The sequence below is a fragment of the Micromonospora chaiyaphumensis genome, assembly GCF_900091435.1.
Taxonomy (GTDB): domain Bacteria; phylum Actinomycetota; class Actinomycetes; order Mycobacteriales; family Micromonosporaceae; genus Micromonospora; species Micromonospora chaiyaphumensis.
In genome coordinates, this window is the sequence record NZ_FMCS01000009.1 from 48,075 (window position 1) to 64,952 (window position 16,878).

Sequence of the window (16,878 nt, forward strand, 5' to 3'; positions counted from 1 at the left end):
GACGGGTACGCCTCAGGCGACGCCCAGGTACGCCTCCTTGACCGCCGGGTCGTGCAGCAGGTCCCGGCCGGTGCCCTCCTTGACGATCCGGCCGGTCTCCAGCACGTAACCCCGGTGGGCCCGGGAGAGCGCCTGCTGGGCGTTCTGCTCCACCAGCAGGATGGTGGTGCCCTGCTCGTTGATCCGGGTGATGATCTCGAAAATCTGCTGGATCAGCATCGGCGCGAGCCCCATCGAGGGCTCGTCGAGCAGCAGCAGCTTCGGGCGGGCCATCAGGGCCCGGCCCACCGCCAGCATCTGCTGCTCGCCGCCGGAGAGCGTGCCACCGGCCTGCTTGCGCCGCTCGTGCAGCCGGGGGAAGAGGTCCATGACCATCTTCATGTCCTCGGCGACGCCCGACCGGTCCTTGCGGGTGTACGCGCCCATCTCCAGGTTTTCCACGACGGTCATCCCGGGGAAGACGCCCCGGCCCTCGGGCGCCTGCCCGATGCCCCGGACCACCCGCAGGTCGGCCCGCATCCGGGTGACGTCGGTCCCGTCGAAGACGATCGAGCCGGAGGCAACGGGGCGCAGCCCGGAGATGGCCCGCATCGTGGTGGTCTTGCCGGCGCCGTTCGCGCCGATCAGGGCCACCACCTCACCCTCGTCGACGTGCAGGCTGATCCCGTGCAGCGCCTGGATCCGCCCGTACAGCAGGGTCAGGTCGTTGATCTCAAGCAGCATCGGTCGGCACCCCCAGGTACGCGGCGATCACCTTCGGGTCGTCCCGGACCTCGGCCGGCAGGCCCTCGGCGATCTTCTTGCCGAACTCCAGCACCACGATCCGGTCGGTCACACCCATGACGAGTCGCATGTCGTGCTCGATCAGCAGCACCGTCGTGCCATTGTCGCGGATCTTCCGGATCAGGCCGAGCAGTTCCTCCTTCTCCGCCGGGGTGAAGCCGGCGGCCGGCTCGTCCAGGCAGAGGAGTTTCGGCTCGGTGGCCAGGGCCCGGGCGATCTCCAGCCGGCGCTGCTCGCCGTACGAGAGGTTGCGGGCCAGGTCCCCGGCGCGGCGCTCGATGCCGACGAAGCGCAACAGCTCGAGCGCCCTCTCGCGGCCCTGCCGCTCCTCGCGCCAGTGCCGCGGCAGCCGCAGCATCGCGGCGATCACGCTGGTCTTGTGGTGGGCGTCCGCGCCCACCATCACGTTCTCCAGCGCGGTCATCTCCGGGAAGAGCCGGATGTTCTGGAACGTCCGGGCGATGCCCGCCTTGGTGATCCAGCTCCGGCGCTTGCCGTTGACCCGCTGCCCGGCGAACCGGATCTCGCCCTCGGTGGGCCGGTAGACGCCCGTCATGGCGTTGAAGCAGGTCGTCTTGCCGGCGCCGTTCGGGCCGATCAGGCCGAGGATCTCACCCTTGTACAGGGTGAAGGCGACGTCGTTGAGGGCGACCACACCGCCGAAGCGGAGGGTGACGTGGTCGACCTCCAGCAGCGGCTCCCGCCCGGCCGCGGGGGTCTCGCCCGGCGTGGGCTCGACCGGCGTGTCCGCGCCCTTCTCCGGCGGGGTGCCGACCGTGCTGCGGCCGTCGTCGGCGATGTCCCGCTCGCTGGTCTCGTCGCGCTCGCTGTGCATCTGCGGCTCACTCATTGGGCACCGTCTCCTGGGGAACCGCTTCCTTGCGCCGGTCGGCGAACTCCGCCGCCCGCCGCCGGTTGGGCACGAGACCCTGCGGCCGGAAGATCATCATGACGATGACGACCAGGCCGAAGACCAGGATCCGGTACTCGGCGGCGTCGAACTCCACCCCGAGGAGGTCGCCGATGCCGCGCAGCCACTCCGGCAGGTACCAGGTGACCGCGCCACCGACGATGGCGCCCTTGATGTTGCCGGCGCCACCGAGGATCACCGCGGCCAGCACCAGGATGGAGCTCTCCAGCACGAACTGATCGGAGTTGATGAACGTCTGCTTACCGGCGAAGACCGCCCCGGTCAGGCCGGCCACGGCGGCGCCGATGGCGAACGCCCACAGCTTGTACTTGAACGTGGGCACGCCCATGATCTCGGCGGCGTCCTCGTCCTCGCGGATCGCCACCCAGGCCCGGCCGACCCGGCTGTTGGCCAGGTTCCGGACCAGCAGCAGCACGATGAGGATCAGCGTCAGCATCAGCCAGTAGTACGGCCGGGCGTCCACCACCCCGAACAGCGGTTTGCCGTCCGAACCGGTGCCCGGTGGGTGCGGGATCGCCGGGATACCCCGCTGGCCCTGGAGGACGCCCTCGTTGCGGGCCGCGTACAGGCGGATCATCTCGGCGAAGCCGAGGGTCACGATCGCCAGGTAGTCACCGCGCAGGCGCAGCGTCGGGCCACCGAGGATCACGCCGGAGACCATCGCCACCATCACCGCCAGCGGCACCGCCGCCAGCCACGGCCAGTTCGTGCCGAACCGGCTCTCCGGCGACGTGAGCAGCGCGACCGTGTACGCGCCGAGCGCGTAGAAGCCGAAGTAGCCCAGGTCGAGCAGGCCGGCGAAGCCGACCACCACGTTGAGCCCGACGGCCAGCAGGACGAACACCGCGGTGTCGAAGAGCACGCCGGCGAAGTCCGAGCGGGTCGTGTAGAAGGCGAAGTAGTCACTGCCGATCGGGAAACCGAGGTACTCGTAGAACCACTTGTTGGGCAGGATGTAGAGCAGGACGATCAGCGCGGCGATCGCCGCCCAGCGCACCTGCTTGGGCATCGCCGCCCAGCGGCTCCGGAAGCCCGCGGTCCGCTTCTTGTCCACGGTGGCGGTCATGCGCGCGCCCTCCCGAGAGATTCGCCGAGCAGACCGGTCGGCCGGAACATCAGCAGCACGATCAGCAGCACGAAGCCGGTGAAGTCCTTCCACTCGCCGCCGAAGAGGCCGGACGCGTAGTTCTCCACCACGCCGAGCAGCAGGCCGCCCAGCAGCGCGCCGCGCAGGTTGCCGATGCCGCCGAGCACCGCGGCCGCGAAGGCCTTGAGCCCGATCAGGAAGCCGACGTTGAACTTGGTGTAGTTGAACCGGATGTCCCACAGCAGGGCGCCCACGCCGGCCATCAGGCCGCCGAGCACGAACACCAGCAGGATGACGCGGTTCTTGTTGACACCCATGAGCGCGGCGGTATCCGCGTCCTGGGCGACCGCGCGGATGCCCCGGCCCAGGCGGCTGCGGTTCACGAACTGGTCCAACGCGACCATCATGACCAGCGTGACGCCGAGGATCAGCAGCTGCTTGTTCGTCACCTCGGCGCCGAAGAGGGTGAAGACCGTCTTCGACGGGATCAGGTCCGCCTGGCCGAACGGAGCCCGGCGGGTGCCGATGCCGAACGACTCGGCGAGCACGAACGACGCGCCGATCGCGGTGATGAGGAAGGCCAGCGGCGGCGCGTTGCGGCGGCGCAGCGGCCGGTAGGCGACCAGCTCGACCGTGACCGCCGTGAGCGCCGAGGCGGCCATCGCCACCACGAGACCGGCGATCAGCGCCAGGATCAGCGGGCCGAGGGACGGGGCGGCCGCGTTCTGGTCGTAGCCGAGGGCCTGCCAGGTCCACATGGCGGTGAAGGTACCGACCATGAAGACCTCGGAGTGAGCAAAGTTGATCAGACGCAGAACGCCGTACACCAGGGTGTAGCCGAGGGCGATGAGCGCGTAGATCGCGCCCTGCTCCAGGCCGGTGATGGTCAGCGCCGGGAAGTTCCCGAAGAGCTCATCGAAGTTCAAGTGGGGGCTCCAACTGTGCGGCCAAGCGGTGCGGCCGGGAGAAAGTCACTCCCGGCCGCACGCCTGGTGTCCCGTGCCGGGACCGGACGAACCGGTCAGGCCTTGGGGATCTCGATGTCGGGGACGACCTTGCCCGCGTTCACCTTGAACGCCCAGACCAGCACCTGAGCCGGGTCCAGCTCACCGTTGGCCTCGAACTTGTAGGTGACGCCGGTCGCGCCGCCGGTGCCGTTGTAGGAGTTGATGAAGCTCAGCAGGTCGGCGCGGGTGCCCTTGCCGGCCTTGATGCCCTCGAGCATGATCTTCGTGATGTCGTACGACACGTCGGCGTAGGTGCCCGGCTCGGCGTTGTCGAAGGCCGCCTTGTAGTCGGTCACGAAGGAGCCCTTGGCCGCGGTGGCCGGGGCGCACGGGCAGGTCAGGATCGTGCCCTCGGCGACCTGCTCGCCGGCGACCTTGATGAAGTTGGCGTCGTTGACACCGTCACCGGCGACCATCGTGCCCTTCCAGCCCGCGCCCTTGAGCTGCTTGAGCAGCAGGCCGGCCTCGGTGTAGTAGCCACCGAAGAAGAGGACGTTCGCACCGCTGCTCTGGATCTTGGTGACGACGGCGGAGAAGTTGGTCTGCTTGACCTGGATCTTGTCCTCGCCCGCGACCGAGCCGATGACCTTCTTGACCTCGTCCACCAGGCCGGCGCCGTACGCCGACTGGTCGTCCACCACGTAGACCTTGTCGGCCTTCAGGACGTTCTTGATGTACCGGCCGGCGGCCGGGCCCTGGGAGGTGTCGTTACCGACGCCCCGGTGGAAGATCTTCCAGTTCTTGGTGCTCAGGCTCGGGCGGGTCGCCGACGGGGTGATGATCGGCAGGCCGGCCTCGTCGAAGATCGGGTCCGCGACCTCGGACTCACCCGAGAACGCCGGGCCGATGATGCCGACGACCTTGCTGTCGCCGACCGCCTGCTGCGCCAGGGCCGGCGCCTTGGCCGGGTCACCCTGCGAGTCGTACTCGGCGATCTGGACCTTGCAGTCCGCGTTGTCCTTGTTGTACTGGTCGATGGCCAGCTTGGTGCCGTTGCGCATGTGGATACCGAGACCCGCGGCGTCACCGGTCAGCGGGCCGAAGAAGCCGATCTTCAGGTCACAGGCGGCCTTGCTGCCACCCGCGTCGCTACCACTGTCAGCCTTGCAGGCCGCGCCACTGAAAACGAGCGCACCGATGGCCACGCCACCCAGCACCCGTGCGAGCTTCTGCCTCACGGCTCGTACCCTCCTCCGTCCGATGGCCCGGAAAACCACCCGCCAGGAATTGGACCTTGCAGGGTGGGCCGGACCGACCGCGATCCCGGTCTGGGCCGGGACGTTATCCCACCAGCGGGTCGTGAAGGTAGACCTGAGAAGCGGGGTTGACCTAACCGTTACGTTGAGTGGCCGGATTCACAGATGTGCTGTAACACATGAGGCCGCAGGATGGGAAAATCGGACATCCGACACGGACCGGAAACCCGCAGGTGAGAGCCTCACGTGGGCCGCCACGAACCCCGCGCCGACCACACCCCCGCCCGCCCGCCGTCGTCCACCAGCAGCAACGCCACGTCACCCGCCGCGGTCACCGCCACCGTCCGGTCGCTGCCCGCCGGCACCGCCACCGGCAGCGCCACCCGCGACCACCGCACGCCGTCACCGGAGAACCAGCCCGCACCCGCCGCCGACCCGGCCACCACCGCCCACACACCGTCGCCGCGCGCCGCCAACCCCCACACCCGGCCCGGCGCGTCCGTGCCCGCGCCACCCAGGCCCCCGCCCGGCCGCCACGCGTCGCCCTCCCCCAGCCAGGCGCCCAGGCCGTCACCCCGCCGGCCGACCGCCACCGTGCGGTCCCCCACCCGGACCACCCGCTGCAGGTCCTCAGCCACGCCGCCACCCGGCAGCACCGCGCGCCGCCAGGCCGACCCGTCCGCCGAGGTCCACACCACCGCCGCCGATCCGGTACGCCCCGACGACAGCACCGAGCCCACCATGAGCCACCCCGAGGCCGTCGCCGTGCCGTCCGCCGCCCACGGCCGGCCCGTCGCATCCGTCGCCAGGCCCGGCACCGCGCTCACCAACCGGAAGTCCACCCCGTCCGGCGACACCCAGGCAGCCGCGCCGGTGGCCCGGTTGCCGGAGATCAGCCAGCCGCTCGGCCCGCCCGCGATCCGGCCCGCGTTCACCGCGTCCGCGCCCCCGAACACCTCGAACTCGGCCGGCACCTCCACCAGCGAACCGTCCGCCACCTGGCGCCACGTGCTGATCCGTGGATTGCCGTGCACCCCGCCGCTCTTGCCGCCGATCGCCGCCAGCCGGCCGTCCCGGCACCCCGCGGCGGTCAGCACGTTCTCCTCGCCGTAGGGGCTGCGCGGCACCGGACGCAGCGGCGTCCACGTGGCCGCGTCGGCGCTCGACCAGGCCGCCGGGTGGGTCATCCCCGCGGCGTCCACCACCGCGCCCACCACGAACCAGCGGCCCCCGCAGGCGGCCGCGTCACGCAGCGCCAGCCGGCCGGAGAGACCGGGCGGGACCGGCAGGGTGACCGGCCGCCAGGCCGGCCGGAACGCCTCGGGGGCCGGCTCGGCGTGCCCGGCCGGGCGGCAGGCGGCGAGCAGCACCACGAGCAGGCCGAGCACCGCCAGGGGACGCCGCATGGCGGCGATCGTATCGACCGGCCCCGACACGGGGAACCCGCCGCAGGCCCCCTTCGGTCAGCGGGGCGCGCCGGGTCGTCGGGCGGGAATCAGGAGGCGGGCTGCGCGACCTCGCCGCCGGCGGTCTCGGCGAGGATCCGCTCGGCGACCTCCTTCATGGTCATTCGGTGGTCCATGGCGGTGCGCTGGATCCACTTGAAGGCCTGCGGCTCGGTCATCCCGTACGTCGTCATGAGCGCGCCCTTGGCCCGCTCGACGGTCTTGCGGATCTCCAGCCGGTCGGTGAGGCCGGCGACCTCCGCCTCCAGCGCGGCGATCTCCGAGTAGCGCGACAGCGCGATCTCCACGGCCGGCACGAGGTCGCTCTTCTGGAAGGGCTTGACCAGGTAGGCCATCGCGCCCGCCGCCCGGGCCCGCTCCACCAGGTCGCGCTGGCTGAACGCGGTCAGGATGATCACCGGGGCGATCCGCGCGCCGGCGATCCGCTCGGCCGCGGCCAGCCCGTCCATGATCGGCATCTTGATGTCGAGGATGACGAGGTCCGGCTTCAGCTCCTCGGCGAGCTTGACGGCGGTCTCGCCGTCACCGGCCTCGCCGACCACCTCGTAGCCCTCTTCCATCAGCATCTCGGCCAGGTCCAGCCGGATGAGCGCCTCGTCCTCGGCGATCAGAACGCGCTTGCGCTCGGCATCCGCCTGCATCTCGGCCACGAGCCACTCCCACCAGTCTGAGCCCGGCACCCGCCGTGCCGGGTGCCACCGCCCTTAGCGTAGTGGGTATCCTTGCAGCGCCGAACTGCGCAATGCCCCTGTAGTCCAATGGCAGAGACAATGGCTTCAAACTCCATACAGTGTGGGTTCGAATCCCACCGGGGGCACGCAAACTGTCATACAGGCGTTCGAAGATGTCGTCGTGCATCCTCCCGAGATACGCGCCCGAGCACGTCAGGTCTTCCTGTCCGGAGCCACCGTCGCCGAAGCGGCCCGCAGCGTCGGTCTCAACTACCGCACGGTGTGGCACTGGTGCCGGGACCGCCCCACGCCTGCCGTACAGGGCACCGCGCTGCGGTGTTTCCGCTGTCGCGAGGATGTCCGGGTTCCGACAGATCCCGCCGCCTACGCCTACCTGCTCGGCCTCTACCTGGGCGACGGGCATCTGGTGACCAGCGCGCGAGTTCCAGTACTCCGGATCTCCTGCAGTAACAGCTGGCCCGGCCTGATCAGCGCTTGCGACGACGCCATGCGGGCGGTGCTGGCGGAGAAGGTGCAGCGCGTCCCGCAACAGGGCTGCGTCAATGTCCAGAGCTACGGCAAGCACTGGCCGTGCCTGTTCCCACAGCACGGGCCCGGCAAGAAGCACGAGCGCCCGATCGTCCTGGCCGACTGGCAGCGCACCCTCGTCGAGGCGCAGGCGGGCGACTTCCTGCGCGGCCTGTTCCACTCCGACGGCTGCCGGTTCGCCAACCGGGTCGTGGTGCGCCGCAAGGAGTACGTCTATCCCCGCTACATGTTCACCAACGAGTCGGCCGACATCATGGGCCTCTGCCAGTGGGGCCTCGACCTGCTGGGCATCGCCTGGCGGATGAACCGCCGCAACTCGCTGTCGGTGGCGCGGCGGGACGCCGTGGCGGCGCTGGACCGCCACGTCGGCCCGAAGTCCTGACCTGCTCAGAGCTCGGACAGCGCCGCCGCCAGGTCGGCGCGCAGGTCCTCCGGGTCCTCGAGCCCGACGGAGAGGCGGAGCAGCCCGCCGCACGGCTTGGCGCCGTCCTCGACCGGCCGGTGGGTGAGCGAGGCCGGGTGCTGGATCAGCGTGTCGACGCCGCCGAGCGACACGGCGTGGGTGATGAGGCGGCAGGCGCCGGCGACGGCGGCCGCGGCGGGGGCGCCGCCGCGTACCTCGAACGCGAGCAGGCTGCCGGGGCCGGCCATCTGGCGGCCGACGAGCCCGGCGGGGTCCGTGACGCTGGGGTGGTGGACCCGGGCGACGGCGGGGTGGTCGGAGAGCCAGGCGGCGAGCTTCTCGGCGCCGGCCTGCTGGGCGCGGACCCGCAGCGGCAGGGTCTGCAGGCCGCGGTGCAGGAGGTAGGCGCCGAGCGGGTGCAGGACGGCGCCGGTGACGGCGCGGACCTGGCGCAGCCGGGTGGCCCACTCGGGTGCGCAGGCGACGACGCCGGCGAGCACGTCGCCGTGGCCGCCGATGCTCTTGGTGGCGCTGTGCAGCACGAGGGCGGCGCCGTGCCGGGCGGGCTGCTGGAGCACCGGGGTGGCGACGGTGTTGTCGACGAGCAGGGGGACGCCGCCGGCGGCGGTGGCGAGCGCGGCGATGTCGACGAGGTCGAGGGTGGGGTTGGCCGGGGTCTCGACGACGACCAGGGCGGTGTCGGGGCGGATGGCGGCGGCGACCTCGTGGGGCCGCGCCCAGGTGACCTCGGTGCCGAGCAGGCCGGTGGCGAGCACGTGGTCGGTGCCGCCGTAGAGGGGGCGGACGGCGACGACGTGCCGCTTCCCGTCGCGGGTGGCGGCGAGCAGGGTGGCGGTGAGGGCGGCCATGCCGCTGGCGAAGGCGACGGCTTCGGCGGTGCCTTCGAGCTGGGCGAGGGCGCTTTCGAAGCGGGCGACGGTGGGGTTCCAGAGCCGCTGGTAGACGGCGCTGCCGCCGGCCGGGAGGGTGCCGCCGGTGGCGAGGGTCTCGTAGTCGTCGCCGCCGCCGGCCACGGAGGGCAGCGGGTTGGTGGTGGAGAAGTCGATGGGCGGCACGTGGACGCCGAGTCCGGCGAGGTCCTCGCGCCCGGCGTGCACGGCTGCGGTGTCCACGGCTGTCATGGCGGAAGCGTCGAACATGAGGCCGTCATCGGGCAAGAGGAGCGAAGAACATTCTGCCCGGGGTCCTTCCGAGGAAGAGAAGTTCGGGGAAGGATGTTCACATGCCTGTCGCACCGAATGATGTACGGCCCTTCGGGGCGCTGGACGACACCGACCGCGCGATCCTGGCCGAGTTGGCGGCGGACGGCCGGTTGCCGAACAACGCGCTCGCCGAGCGGGTGGGGGTGGCGCCGTCGACGTGCCTGACGCGCACCCGGGCGTTGCGCGAGTGCGGGGCGATCCGGGGGTTCCACGCGGAGGTGGATCCGGCGGCGGTGGGGCTGCCGTTGCAGGCGCTGGTGTCGGTGCGGCTGGCGGCGCACGAGCGGGCGGCGGTGGACGCGTTCCGGGCCCGGTCGGTGCGGTTGCCGGGGGTCGTGTCGGTGTTCCACGTGGCGGGCGCGGAGGACTACGTGCTGCACGTGCGGGCGGCGTCCGGGGACGCGCTGCGGGATTTCGTGCTGGACCATCTGGCGGTGGATCCGGCGGTGCAGCACACCCAGACGAGCCTGATCTTCGAGCAGGCGCGCGGCATGGGCTAGGTGGCCCGAGCACCCCGCCGTCACCCGCGCGTCGGGCGGCGACCGGCGTCGCCGGTGGGGCGTCGCCATGCGCGGCGCCCGCGTCGGGGATCCGCTTCGGACCGGCTCATCGACCGGATCGCGACCCAGCACATCAGCGCCAGGGAGCAGAAGAGGATCACGGTCCACGCGCGCCAGGTGGTGTTGAGGTCGTGCGCGGCGGGATACAGGCCGACGACCCCGGCGATGGCGGTGATGGCGAACAGCAGTTGCAGGCGCCGCTGGAAGTACGCGGTGCGCAGGTTCGAGACCTGTTCGAGGATGGCCCTGAGCTGCTCCAGCCGGCGCTGGGCGGCCTCGGCGTGCCCCTCGACGCGCAGCGCCTGGATGAGGAAGCGGGCGACCGCCACCCGCGCGGGATCGCGGAACATGAGGTCCACGTTGCCGATCTCGGCCAGCCCGTGCGCCAGTTCGATCTGCACCCGCGCGAGCTGCGCGACCCGGTGGTCGGTGGCCTCGGCGGGGCTGGTGATCAACCGTTCGTCCTCGTGGTCGGCCGGGTCGACGCCGATCCAGAGCTGGCAGAAGAACCACTGGGCGTGGATCTGTCCGTACATCTCCTGCACGATGCCGAGCGCGTCGCGCGTGGCCTGCGCGTCGAGGACCGCCACGGTCGACCAGCCGCTGGAGTGCACGGTGACGTCCTCGATGCGCAGTTGGGGCCAGGAGGGCGTGGCGGCCCCGTCGGTGGGCCGGGGGGGTGCGGACGCTCAGTCCGAGCAGGGCGTCGACCAGGTGCGGGTCGGCGGTCTCGCCGGCGGCCCGCCGCAGCACGAAGAACTGCCGCATGTTCTGGAACGGGTAGCAGCGTTCCCGCGGCCGGAACGCCGGGCAGTCCAGCAGCGCCGCGCGCAGCCGGGTGACGAACGGGGCGGCCAGCCAACCGGCGTGCGTGCTGCTGTTGGCCTGCGCGGACTGCCGGTAGGAGGCGAGGTTCGCCGAGAGCACGCCGACGTCGTCGAGGTAGGCGAAGTAGTCGACGTTGTTGGCGGCCACCTGGTCGTCGTAGAAGCGCCGCAGGTCGTCGTCGGTCAGCGACCGTGACGGTCGGGCCAGTCGCAGGTCGACCGAGACCACGCCCAGCGCCGAGTACACGACGAGGTCGGTGCGGACCTGCCAGGTGACGTCGCGCAGGCGCACCTCGGAGTCGGGTAGCCGGATCGTCACGGTCGGCGGGTGGGTCGCCAGGTAGGAGATGTTGTAGGAGCGGGCGTCCCGGTCGTCGACGGCGTCGACGGCGACCTCGCCGAACTTCGCAAGGACCGGCATGGCCTGCCAGACGTCGTCGATGACCCCACCGAGGTCGAATTTGATCGGCACATAGATGTGGTCGAGGTCCAGCGGCAACTGCGGCTCCCGGTGGCTAGGCGGCGACGGGACTCTATCCCGCCTCCGCAAAGGCGATCGCCGGTTTTTCGTCCACAGGAGACAGCCGGCGGTTCATCGACGAGCGGGAACGCCGCGGGGCGATGGCCGCCGACCCGGAACAAATCCGGCACGCGGCCGGTTGAGCAATGCTGTGATCGACGTACCCTTGTCTGTTCTTGATCTTGCTCCGGTGGCCGCCACCGGCAGCGCCGGTGAGGCGCTGCGGCACACGACCGAGCTGGCCCGCCGCACCGAGGAGCTGGGCTACCGCCGGTTCTGGGTGGCCGAGCACCACAACATGCCGGCGATCGCCAGTTCGGCGCCGGCGGTGCTGCTGGCGCACCTGGCGGCGCACACCTCGACGATCCGGCTGGGTTCCGGCGGGGTGATGCTGCCCAACCACGCGCCGCTGGTGGTGGCCGAGCAGTTCGGCACCCTCGAAGCGCTGCACCCCGGGCGGATCGACCTGGGCATCGGCCGGGCGCCGGGCACCGACCAGGTGACCGCGCTGGCGCTGCGCCGGACCATGGAGGGGCTGTCGGCGGAGCACTTCCCGCGCGAGCTGGCCGACCTCATGAACTACTTCAGCGGCGCGGAACCGGGGCCGATCACCGCCACCCCGGGCAAGGGGCAGTCGCCGGCCGTGTGGCTGCTCGGGTCGAGCAGTTTCAGCGCCCAGCTGGCCGGGCTGCTGGGGCTGCCGTTCTCCTTCGCGCACCACTTCAGCGCGCAGAACACCATCCCGGCGCTGCAGCTCTACCGGCAGCACTTCCGGCCGTCGCAGTGGCTGGAGGAGCCGTACGCCATGGTGGCGGTCAACGCGGTCTGCGCCGAGACCGACGAGCGGGCCGAGTGGCTGGCCGGTCCGGCCGGGTTGTCGTTCCTGAAGCTGCGGTCCGGGCGCCCGGAGCCGCTGGTGAGCCCGGAGGAGGCGGCGGCCTATCCGTACTCGGAGTTCGAGCGGGAGTTCGTGGCGCAGCGCCGGGAGGGCCAGGCGACCGGGTCGCCGGAGACGGTGGCCCGGCAGCTCGGTGCGCTGCTGGAGCGCACCGGCGCCGACGAGCTGATGCTCACCACGATGGTCTACGACGTGGCCGACCGGGTGCGCTCGTTCGAGCTGATCGCCGAGAAGGTGGCCGGTGGCCTGCACCGGAAGGGCTGAAACACGCTCTTCATAGCCACGTCACCCCACCGTCGCGCAGCCCGCCTAACTTTGATGCCGGTGGTGGTACGGCATTCCCGGTCGGGACGGGTCGGGGGTGCTGCGGTGTGGTGCACCGGGTCGCCGGCGGAGCGGGTTCCGCGGCCGGCGACCCGGTGCCTGCGTGTTCAGCGCAGGTAGATGTTCGGCGCGGGCGGGGTGCCCATGCCGTCGCCGAGGTGGAAACCCGGGTGCGGCGGCTGGTTGTAGGCGCCGCGGCAGCCGGCGGCCGCCGCGGCGGCGGTCATCGTGGTGAGGGCGCCGGCCAGGAGGGTGGCCGCCGAGGCCGCGGCGAGCAGCGCGGTGCGGCGGCGGGGTGCGGAGGTGCACGAGAATGCCTTTCGCGGAGGTCAGGCACGCGACGGACGCGCCGACCTGCCCGGGCCGGCGGAGTGCGTACCTCCCGCCGGGTCAGCCCTCGACGGCGGCGGCGAGCTTGCGGGGCTCCTCCGGCGCGGTGGTCGCCTCGGCGGCGTGGACCGGCTCGGCGGCCGGGGCGGCCTCGGCCGGGTCGGCGGACTGGGCGGCGAGGGCGGCCTCGGCGGTGGCGCGCGCCCGGCGGGTGCGGCGCAGCGCCCGGGTGGCCAGCGTCAGGGCGACCACCCAGCCGGCGCCGAGCACCGTGTAGACCAGGGCCGGGACCGGGCCGCCCAGCTCGCCAGCGCGCAGCAGGGTGCGGGTGTTGGTCAGCACGATGACCCCGCCGATGACGGCGCCGAGCAGCTGCGCGGGGACGATGCGCACCAGCCAGGCGGCGATCGGCGCGGCGATCAGGCCGCCGACCAGCAGCGCGGCCACGGTGGGCAGCAGGAAGCCCTCGGAGCCGAGGCCGATGAGGAAGCCGATGCTGGCCGCGCCGGCCACCAGGAACTCGGAGGTGTCGACCGAGCCGATCACCTTGCGGGGTTCCATCCGGCCGGAGACCAGCAGCGCCGGGGTGGCGACCGGGCCCCAGCCGCCCCCGCCGGTGGCGTCGACGAAGCCGGCGAACAGGCCCAGCGGGGCCAGGAAGCGGCTGCGCAGCCGGCCGGCGGCCCGGTTGGCGCGCAGCGGGCGGGAGAAGCGGACCAGCAGGTAGGCGCCGAGGCTGAACAGGATGGCGGCCATCCATGGCGCGGCGGACTCGGTGGAGATGGAGCTGAGGAAGGTGGCGCCGGCGAACGCGCCGACCGCGCCGGGCAGCGCGATCCGGCCGACCACGCGCCAGTCGACGTTGCCGAACCGCCAGTGCGAGACACCGGCGGCGAGGGTGGTGCCGATCTCGGCCAGGTGCACCGAGGCGGAGGCCGCGGCCGGGGCCACCCCGGCGAACAGCAGCAGGGTCGAGGAGGTCAGCCCGTACGCCATGCCGAGCGCGCCGTCGACCAGTTGCGCGGCGAGCCCGACGAGGGCGAGGACCAGAAGCTTGCGCACGAGCGCCCCCTGACTTTTCGGCATCTCCTATCGACTTGGTCGACAATGCGGCACGGGGGCGCTCCGGTCAAGTCGTCCATCCGGTTGATGGGACGCGCCGGACGGCGCGGCGGCCACGCGGGACGGCGGCGCCGCGGCACCGAGGGGGCGTCAGCTCCAGGCGCGGGGATCGGCGGCGAGGTCGTTGACCCGGCCGGGCAGGCTGCCGCTGGCCACGTCGGCGATGGTGACCAGTTCGAGGATCTCCCTCTCGCTGGCCCGCAGGGCGATCCACACGTCCTGGAGGGCGCGCGCCGCGCCCTGGTAGCCGAGCTGCTCGGGGCGCTGGCCGCGCACGTGCGCCAGCGGGCCGTCGATCACCCGGATCACCTCGGCGAGGGAGATCTCGGTGGCGGGCCGGGCCAGCCAGTAGCCGCCCTCGGGGCCGCGCTGGGCGTGCACGATCCCGCCCCGGCGCAGCTGGAGCAGGATGCTCTCGAGGAACTTCGGCGGAATCTCCTGGGCGCGCGCGATCTGCTCGGCGGTCACCGGCCGGCTCCGCCCGGCGGCCGCGCCGTCGGCGACCGAGGCCAGCTCGGCGGCCGCGCGGAGGGCGTAGTCGACCCGAGCGGAGAGGCGCATGCCGGCAAGGTTAGTCGCCTGGTCAGCCGCCCGGTTTCCCGACCCTCGGCCGAACGGTCACGGTTGCCGGCTCAGGCGCCGACCCGGCGCAGCAGCCCCTCCTGCACGGCGCTGGCGATGTGCCGGCCGTCGGTGGTGAACATCCGGCCCGTGGCCAGGCCACGGGCGCCGGACGCGGACGGGCTCCAGCAGTCGTAGAGGAACCACTCGTCGGCCCGGAACGACCGGTGGAACCACAGCGCGTGGTCGAGGCTGGCGCCCACCACTCCCCCGGGCCCCCACACCTCGCCGTGTACCGACAGCACCGAGTCGAGCAGGGTCAGGTCGGAGGCGTAGGTGAGGGCGCAGGCGTGCAGCAGCGGGTCGTCGGGGAGCTTGCCGTCGAGGCGCATCCAGACCCGCTGGTGGGGTTCGGCGGGGCGGTCGCCGGGGCGTACCCAGCCGGGCTCGCCGACGTAGCGCACGTCGATGGGGCGCGGGATCTGGCCCCAGATGCCGAGCCGCTCCGGGTAGCGGGAGAGCCGGTCGGTCATGGTCGGCACGTCGTCGGGCGCCGGGACGTCGGGCGGGACCGGCGCGTGGTGGTCCAGCCCCTCCTCCTGCCGCTGGAACGACGCCGACATGAAGAAGATCGGCTTGTCGTGCTGCAGCGCCACCGAGCGGCGCACCGAGAAGGAGCGGCCGTCCCGGACGTTCTCCACCTGGTATTCGATCGGCTCGGCGGGATCGCCGGGGCGGACGAAGTAGCCGTGCAGGGAGTGCACGAAGCGCTCCGGGTCGACGGTGCGCCCGGCGGCGACCAGGGCCTGGCCGGCGACCTGGCCGCCGTAGACGCGCTGCGGGCCCACCGGCGGGCTGATCCCCCGGAAGGCCATCGCGCCGGTCTGGTCGAGGTCCAGTACCTCCAGGAGCTGGTCGACCGCGGCCTGCCCGGTCGCCGCCGGACCCTCGCTCACTGCAGCGCCCGGGCCGAGGCCGCGTCGACCAGCGAGCCGAGCTGGTGCACGCGCAGCGTGTTGGTGGAGCCGGGAGTGCCGGGCGGGCTGCCCGCCACGATCACCACGTAGTCGCCGGGGTTGGCCCGGTTGAGGCCGAGCAGCGCCTGGTCGACCTGGCGGAACATGTCGTCGGTGTGCTCGACGAACGGCATGAGGAACGTCTCCACGCCCCAGGACAGGGCGAGCTGGTTGCGCACCTCGGGCACCGGGGTGAAGGCCAGCAGCGGCAGGTCGCAGTGCAGCCGGGCGAGCCGCTTGACGGTGTCGCCGGTCTGCGAGAAGGCGACCATGGCCTTGGCGCCGATGGCCCGGGCGATCGAGGAGGCGGCGACGGTGAGCGCGCCACCGTGGGTACGCGGGTCGTGCTGCAGCCGCGGCACGCCGATCGAGCCGGCCTCGGTGGTGGTGACGATCTTCGCCATGGTGCTGACGGTGAGCACCGGGTACTTGCCGACGCTGGTCTCGCCGGAGAGCATCACGGCGTCCGCGCCGTCGAGCACCGCGTTGGCCACGTCCGAGGCCTCGGCGCGGGTGGGGCGCGAGTTCTCAATCATGGAGTCGAGCATCTGGGTGGCCACGATGACCGGCTTGGCGTTCTCCCGGCAGAGCTGCACGGCGCGCTTCTGCACCAGCGGCACCTCGTCCAGCGGCAGCTCGACGCCGAGGTCGCCGCGGGCCACCATGACACCGTCGAAGGCGAGCACGATCGCCTCCAGGTGGTCGACCGCCTCGGGCTTCTCGACCTTGGCCAGCACCGGGCGGTGGACGCCCTCCTCGGCCATGATCGAGTGGACGAGCTTGATGTCCTCGGGCGAACGGACGAAGGAGAGCGCGATCAGGTCGACGCCCAGGCCGAGCGCGAAGCGCAGGTCGTCGGCGTCCTTCTCCGACAGGGCCGGGACGCTGACCGCCACGTTCGGCAGCGAGACGCCCTTGTTGTTGGAGACCGGGCCGCCCTCGGTGACCAGGACGCGGATGTCGTTGCCGGTGACGTCGCTGACCTCGACGGCGACCCGCCCGTCGTCGATCAGCAGCCGGTCGCCCGGCTTCACCTCCTGCGGCAGCTTGCGGTAGGTGCAGGAGACCCGCTCCTTGGTGCCGAGGATCTCGTCGCCCGTGATGACCACCGAGTCGCCGGTGCGCCACTCGTGCGGGCCGTCGGCGAACCTGCCGAGGCGGATCTTGGGACCCTGGAGGTCGGCGAGCACCGCGACCGGCTGCCCGGCCGCCTCGGCCGCCTCGCGGACCAGCCGGTAGACCGATTCGTGGTCGGAGTGACTGCCGTGGCTGAAGTTCAGCCTCGCCACGTTCATGCCCGCCTCGACCAGGCCCCGGATGCGCTCCGGGGACGAGGTGGCGGGGCCGAGGGTGCAGACGATCTTCGCGCGGCGTGTCACGCCCATCAGGCTAGTCTCTCCTCCG

At 72.1% G+C, this 16,878-nt stretch carries 17 protein-coding genes and 1 tRNA gene; 5 read left to right on the forward strand and 13 right to left on the reverse strand.

Annotation, left to right across the window (positions count from 1 at the left end; translation table 11 throughout):
* Window positions 1-12: 12 nt before the first annotated feature.
* The 7 genes from GA0070214_RS22925 to GA0070214_RS22955 form a co-directional block, all read right to left on the reverse strand.
* Window positions 13-723: an ABC transporter ATP-binding protein gene (locus GA0070214_RS22925; RefSeq protein WP_091267814.1), complete on the reverse strand. Its 711-nt coding sequence runs from the start codon at window positions 721-723 to the stop codon at window positions 13-15.
* Window positions 713-1,633: an ABC transporter ATP-binding protein gene (locus tag GA0070214_RS22930; RefSeq protein ID WP_208602874.1), complete on the reverse strand. Its 921-nt coding sequence runs from the start codon at window positions 1,631-1,633 to the stop codon at window positions 713-715. Before GA0070214_RS22930 ends, GA0070214_RS22925 begins: the two co-directional genes overlap by 11 nt.
* Entirely contained in the window at window positions 1,626-2,780 is a 1,155-nt protein-coding gene (locus tag GA0070214_RS22935; protein WP_091267819.1) for a branched-chain amino acid ABC transporter permease, read from the reverse strand. The genes GA0070214_RS22930 and GA0070214_RS22935 overlap by 8 nt, the downstream gene beginning before the upstream one ends.
* Entirely contained in the window at window positions 2,777-3,727 is a 951-nt protein-coding gene (locus GA0070214_RS22940) for a branched-chain amino acid ABC transporter permease (protein WP_091267822.1), read from the reverse strand. The genes GA0070214_RS22935 and GA0070214_RS22940 overlap by 4 nt, the downstream gene beginning before the upstream one ends.
* A gap of 95 nt (window positions 3,728-3,822) precedes the next feature.
* Window positions 3,823-4,986 (reverse strand): branched-chain amino acid ABC transporter substrate-binding protein, encoded by a 1,164-nt coding sequence (locus tag GA0070214_RS22945; protein WP_091267825.1) that lies wholly within the window; start codon window positions 4,984-4,986, stop codon window positions 3,823-3,825.
* A gap of 260 nt (window positions 4,987-5,246) precedes the next feature.
* The gene (locus tag GA0070214_RS22950) at window positions 5,247-6,410 is read right to left on the reverse strand and encodes a hypothetical protein (protein ID WP_091267828.1); all 1,164 of its coding nucleotides are present in this window, start codon (window positions 6,408-6,410) and stop codon (window positions 5,247-5,249) included.
* Window positions 6,411-6,499: 89 nt separating this feature from the next.
* The gene (locus tag GA0070214_RS22955) at window positions 6,500-7,120 is read right to left on the reverse strand and encodes an ANTAR domain-containing response regulator (RefSeq protein ID WP_091267832.1); all 621 of its coding nucleotides are present in this window, start codon (window positions 7,118-7,120) and stop codon (window positions 6,500-6,502) included.
* 94 nt (window positions 7,121-7,214) lie between these two features.
* On the opposite strand from GA0070214_RS22955, the gene GA0070214_RS22960 reads away from it, so the two are divergent.
* Both GA0070214_RS22960 and GA0070214_RS31565 read left to right on the forward strand, forming a co-directional pair.
* Window positions 7,215-7,287 (forward strand) — tRNA-Leu (locus GA0070214_RS22960).
* A 35-nt stretch (window positions 7,288-7,322) separates the two neighbouring features.
* Complete coding sequence (locus GA0070214_RS31565) at window positions 7,323-8,072, forward strand: terminase gpP N-terminus-related DNA-binding protein (RefSeq protein WP_139141894.1); 750 nt, start codon at window positions 7,323-7,325, stop codon at window positions 8,070-8,072.
* A gap of 5 nt (window positions 8,073-8,077) precedes the next feature.
* Here the strand turns inward: GA0070214_RS31565 and GA0070214_RS22970 are convergent, their stop codons facing one another.
* Window positions 8,078-9,253 (reverse strand): trans-sulfuration enzyme family protein, encoded by a 1,176-nt coding sequence (locus GA0070214_RS22970; RefSeq protein WP_091267838.1) that lies wholly within the window; start codon window positions 9,251-9,253, stop codon window positions 8,078-8,080.
* An 83-nt stretch (window positions 9,254-9,336) separates the two neighbouring features.
* Between GA0070214_RS22970 and GA0070214_RS22975 the strand changes: the two genes are divergently transcribed.
* A complete protein-coding gene (locus GA0070214_RS22975; RefSeq protein ID WP_091267841.1) occupies window positions 9,337-9,816 on the forward strand; it encodes an Lrp/AsnC family transcriptional regulator in 480 nt (159 codons plus the stop codon).
* Between the two features lie 20 nt (window positions 9,817-9,836).
* On the opposite strand, the gene GA0070214_RS22980 is transcribed toward GA0070214_RS22975, so the two are convergent.
* Window positions 9,837-10,490, reverse strand: a complete 654-nt coding sequence (locus GA0070214_RS22980) for a hypothetical protein (RefSeq protein WP_139141895.1) — start codon at window positions 10,488-10,490, stop codon at window positions 9,837-9,839.
* Window position 10,491: 1 nt separating this feature from the next.
* Between GA0070214_RS22980 and GA0070214_RS22985 the strand changes: the two genes are divergently transcribed.
* Together GA0070214_RS22985 and GA0070214_RS22990 are read left to right on the forward strand one after the other, a co-directional pair.
* On the forward strand, window positions 10,492-10,899 hold the full coding sequence (locus tag GA0070214_RS22985) for a hypothetical protein (RefSeq protein ID WP_139141896.1): 408 nt from the start codon (window positions 10,492-10,494) through the stop codon (window positions 10,897-10,899).
* Between the two features lie 475 nt (window positions 10,900-11,374).
* The gene (locus GA0070214_RS22990) at window positions 11,375-12,385 is read left to right on the forward strand and encodes an LLM class flavin-dependent oxidoreductase (RefSeq protein WP_377463158.1); all 1,011 of its coding nucleotides are present in this window, start codon (window positions 11,375-11,377) and stop codon (window positions 12,383-12,385) included.
* A gap of 450 nt (window positions 12,386-12,835) precedes the next feature.
* Here the strand turns inward: GA0070214_RS22990 and GA0070214_RS22995 are convergent, their stop codons facing one another.
* The 4 genes from GA0070214_RS22995 to pyk all read right to left on the reverse strand — a co-directional run bounded on the left by GA0070214_RS22995 (window position 12,836) and on the right by pyk (window position 16,859).
* On the reverse strand, window positions 12,836-13,837 hold the full coding sequence (locus GA0070214_RS22995) for a sulfite exporter TauE/SafE family protein (RefSeq protein WP_091267853.1): 1,002 nt from the start codon (window positions 13,835-13,837) through the stop codon (window positions 12,836-12,838).
* A gap of 150 nt (window positions 13,838-13,987) precedes the next feature.
* Window positions 13,988-14,458 (reverse strand): RrF2 family transcriptional regulator, encoded by a 471-nt coding sequence (locus GA0070214_RS23000; protein WP_091267856.1) that lies wholly within the window; start codon window positions 14,456-14,458, stop codon window positions 13,988-13,990.
* A 71-nt stretch (window positions 14,459-14,529) separates the two neighbouring features.
* Window positions 14,530-15,414, reverse strand: a complete 885-nt coding sequence (locus GA0070214_RS23005) for an acyl-CoA thioesterase (protein WP_091267859.1) — start codon at window positions 15,412-15,414, stop codon at window positions 14,530-14,532.
* The gene (gene pyk, locus GA0070214_RS23010; RefSeq protein ID WP_091267862.1) at window positions 15,411-16,859 is read right to left on the reverse strand and encodes a pyruvate kinase; all 1,449 of its coding nucleotides are present in this window, start codon (window positions 16,857-16,859) and stop codon (window positions 15,411-15,413) included. The genes GA0070214_RS23005 and pyk overlap by 4 nt, the downstream gene beginning before the upstream one ends.
* Window positions 16,860-16,878: the final 19 nt, after the last annotated feature.

Excerpts from the sequence above, each read along its gene's own strand:
- GA0070214_RS22925 (WP_091267814.1), bottom strand. The coding sequence starts at position 723 with ATGCTGCTTGAGATCAACGACCTGACCCTGCTGTACGGGCGGATCCAG.
- GA0070214_RS22930 (WP_208602874.1), bottom strand. The coding sequence starts at position 1,633 with ATGAGTGAGCCGCAGATGCACAGCGAGCGCGACGAGACCAGCGAGCGG.
- GA0070214_RS22935 (WP_091267819.1), bottom strand. The coding sequence starts at position 2,780 with ATGACCGCCACCGTGGACAAGAAGCGGACCGCGGGCTTCCGGAGCCGC.
- GA0070214_RS22950 (WP_091267828.1), bottom strand. The coding sequence starts at position 6,410 with ATGCGGCGTCCCCTGGCGGTGCTCGGCCTGCTCGTGGTGCTGCTCGCC.
- GA0070214_RS22970 (WP_091267838.1), bottom strand. The coding sequence starts at position 9,253 with ATGTTCGACGCTTCCGCCATGACAGCCGTGGACACCGCAGCCGTGCAC.
- GA0070214_RS22975 (WP_091267841.1), top strand. The coding sequence starts at position 9,337 with ATGCCTGTCGCACCGAATGATGTACGGCCCTTCGGGGCGCTGGACGAC.
- GA0070214_RS23000 (WP_091267856.1), bottom strand. The coding sequence starts at position 14,458 with ATGCGCCTCTCCGCTCGGGTCGACTACGCCCTCCGCGCGGCCGCCGAG.
- pyk (WP_091267862.1), bottom strand. The coding sequence starts at position 16,859 with ATGGGCGTGACACGCCGCGCGAAGATCGTCTGCACCCTCGGCCCCGCC.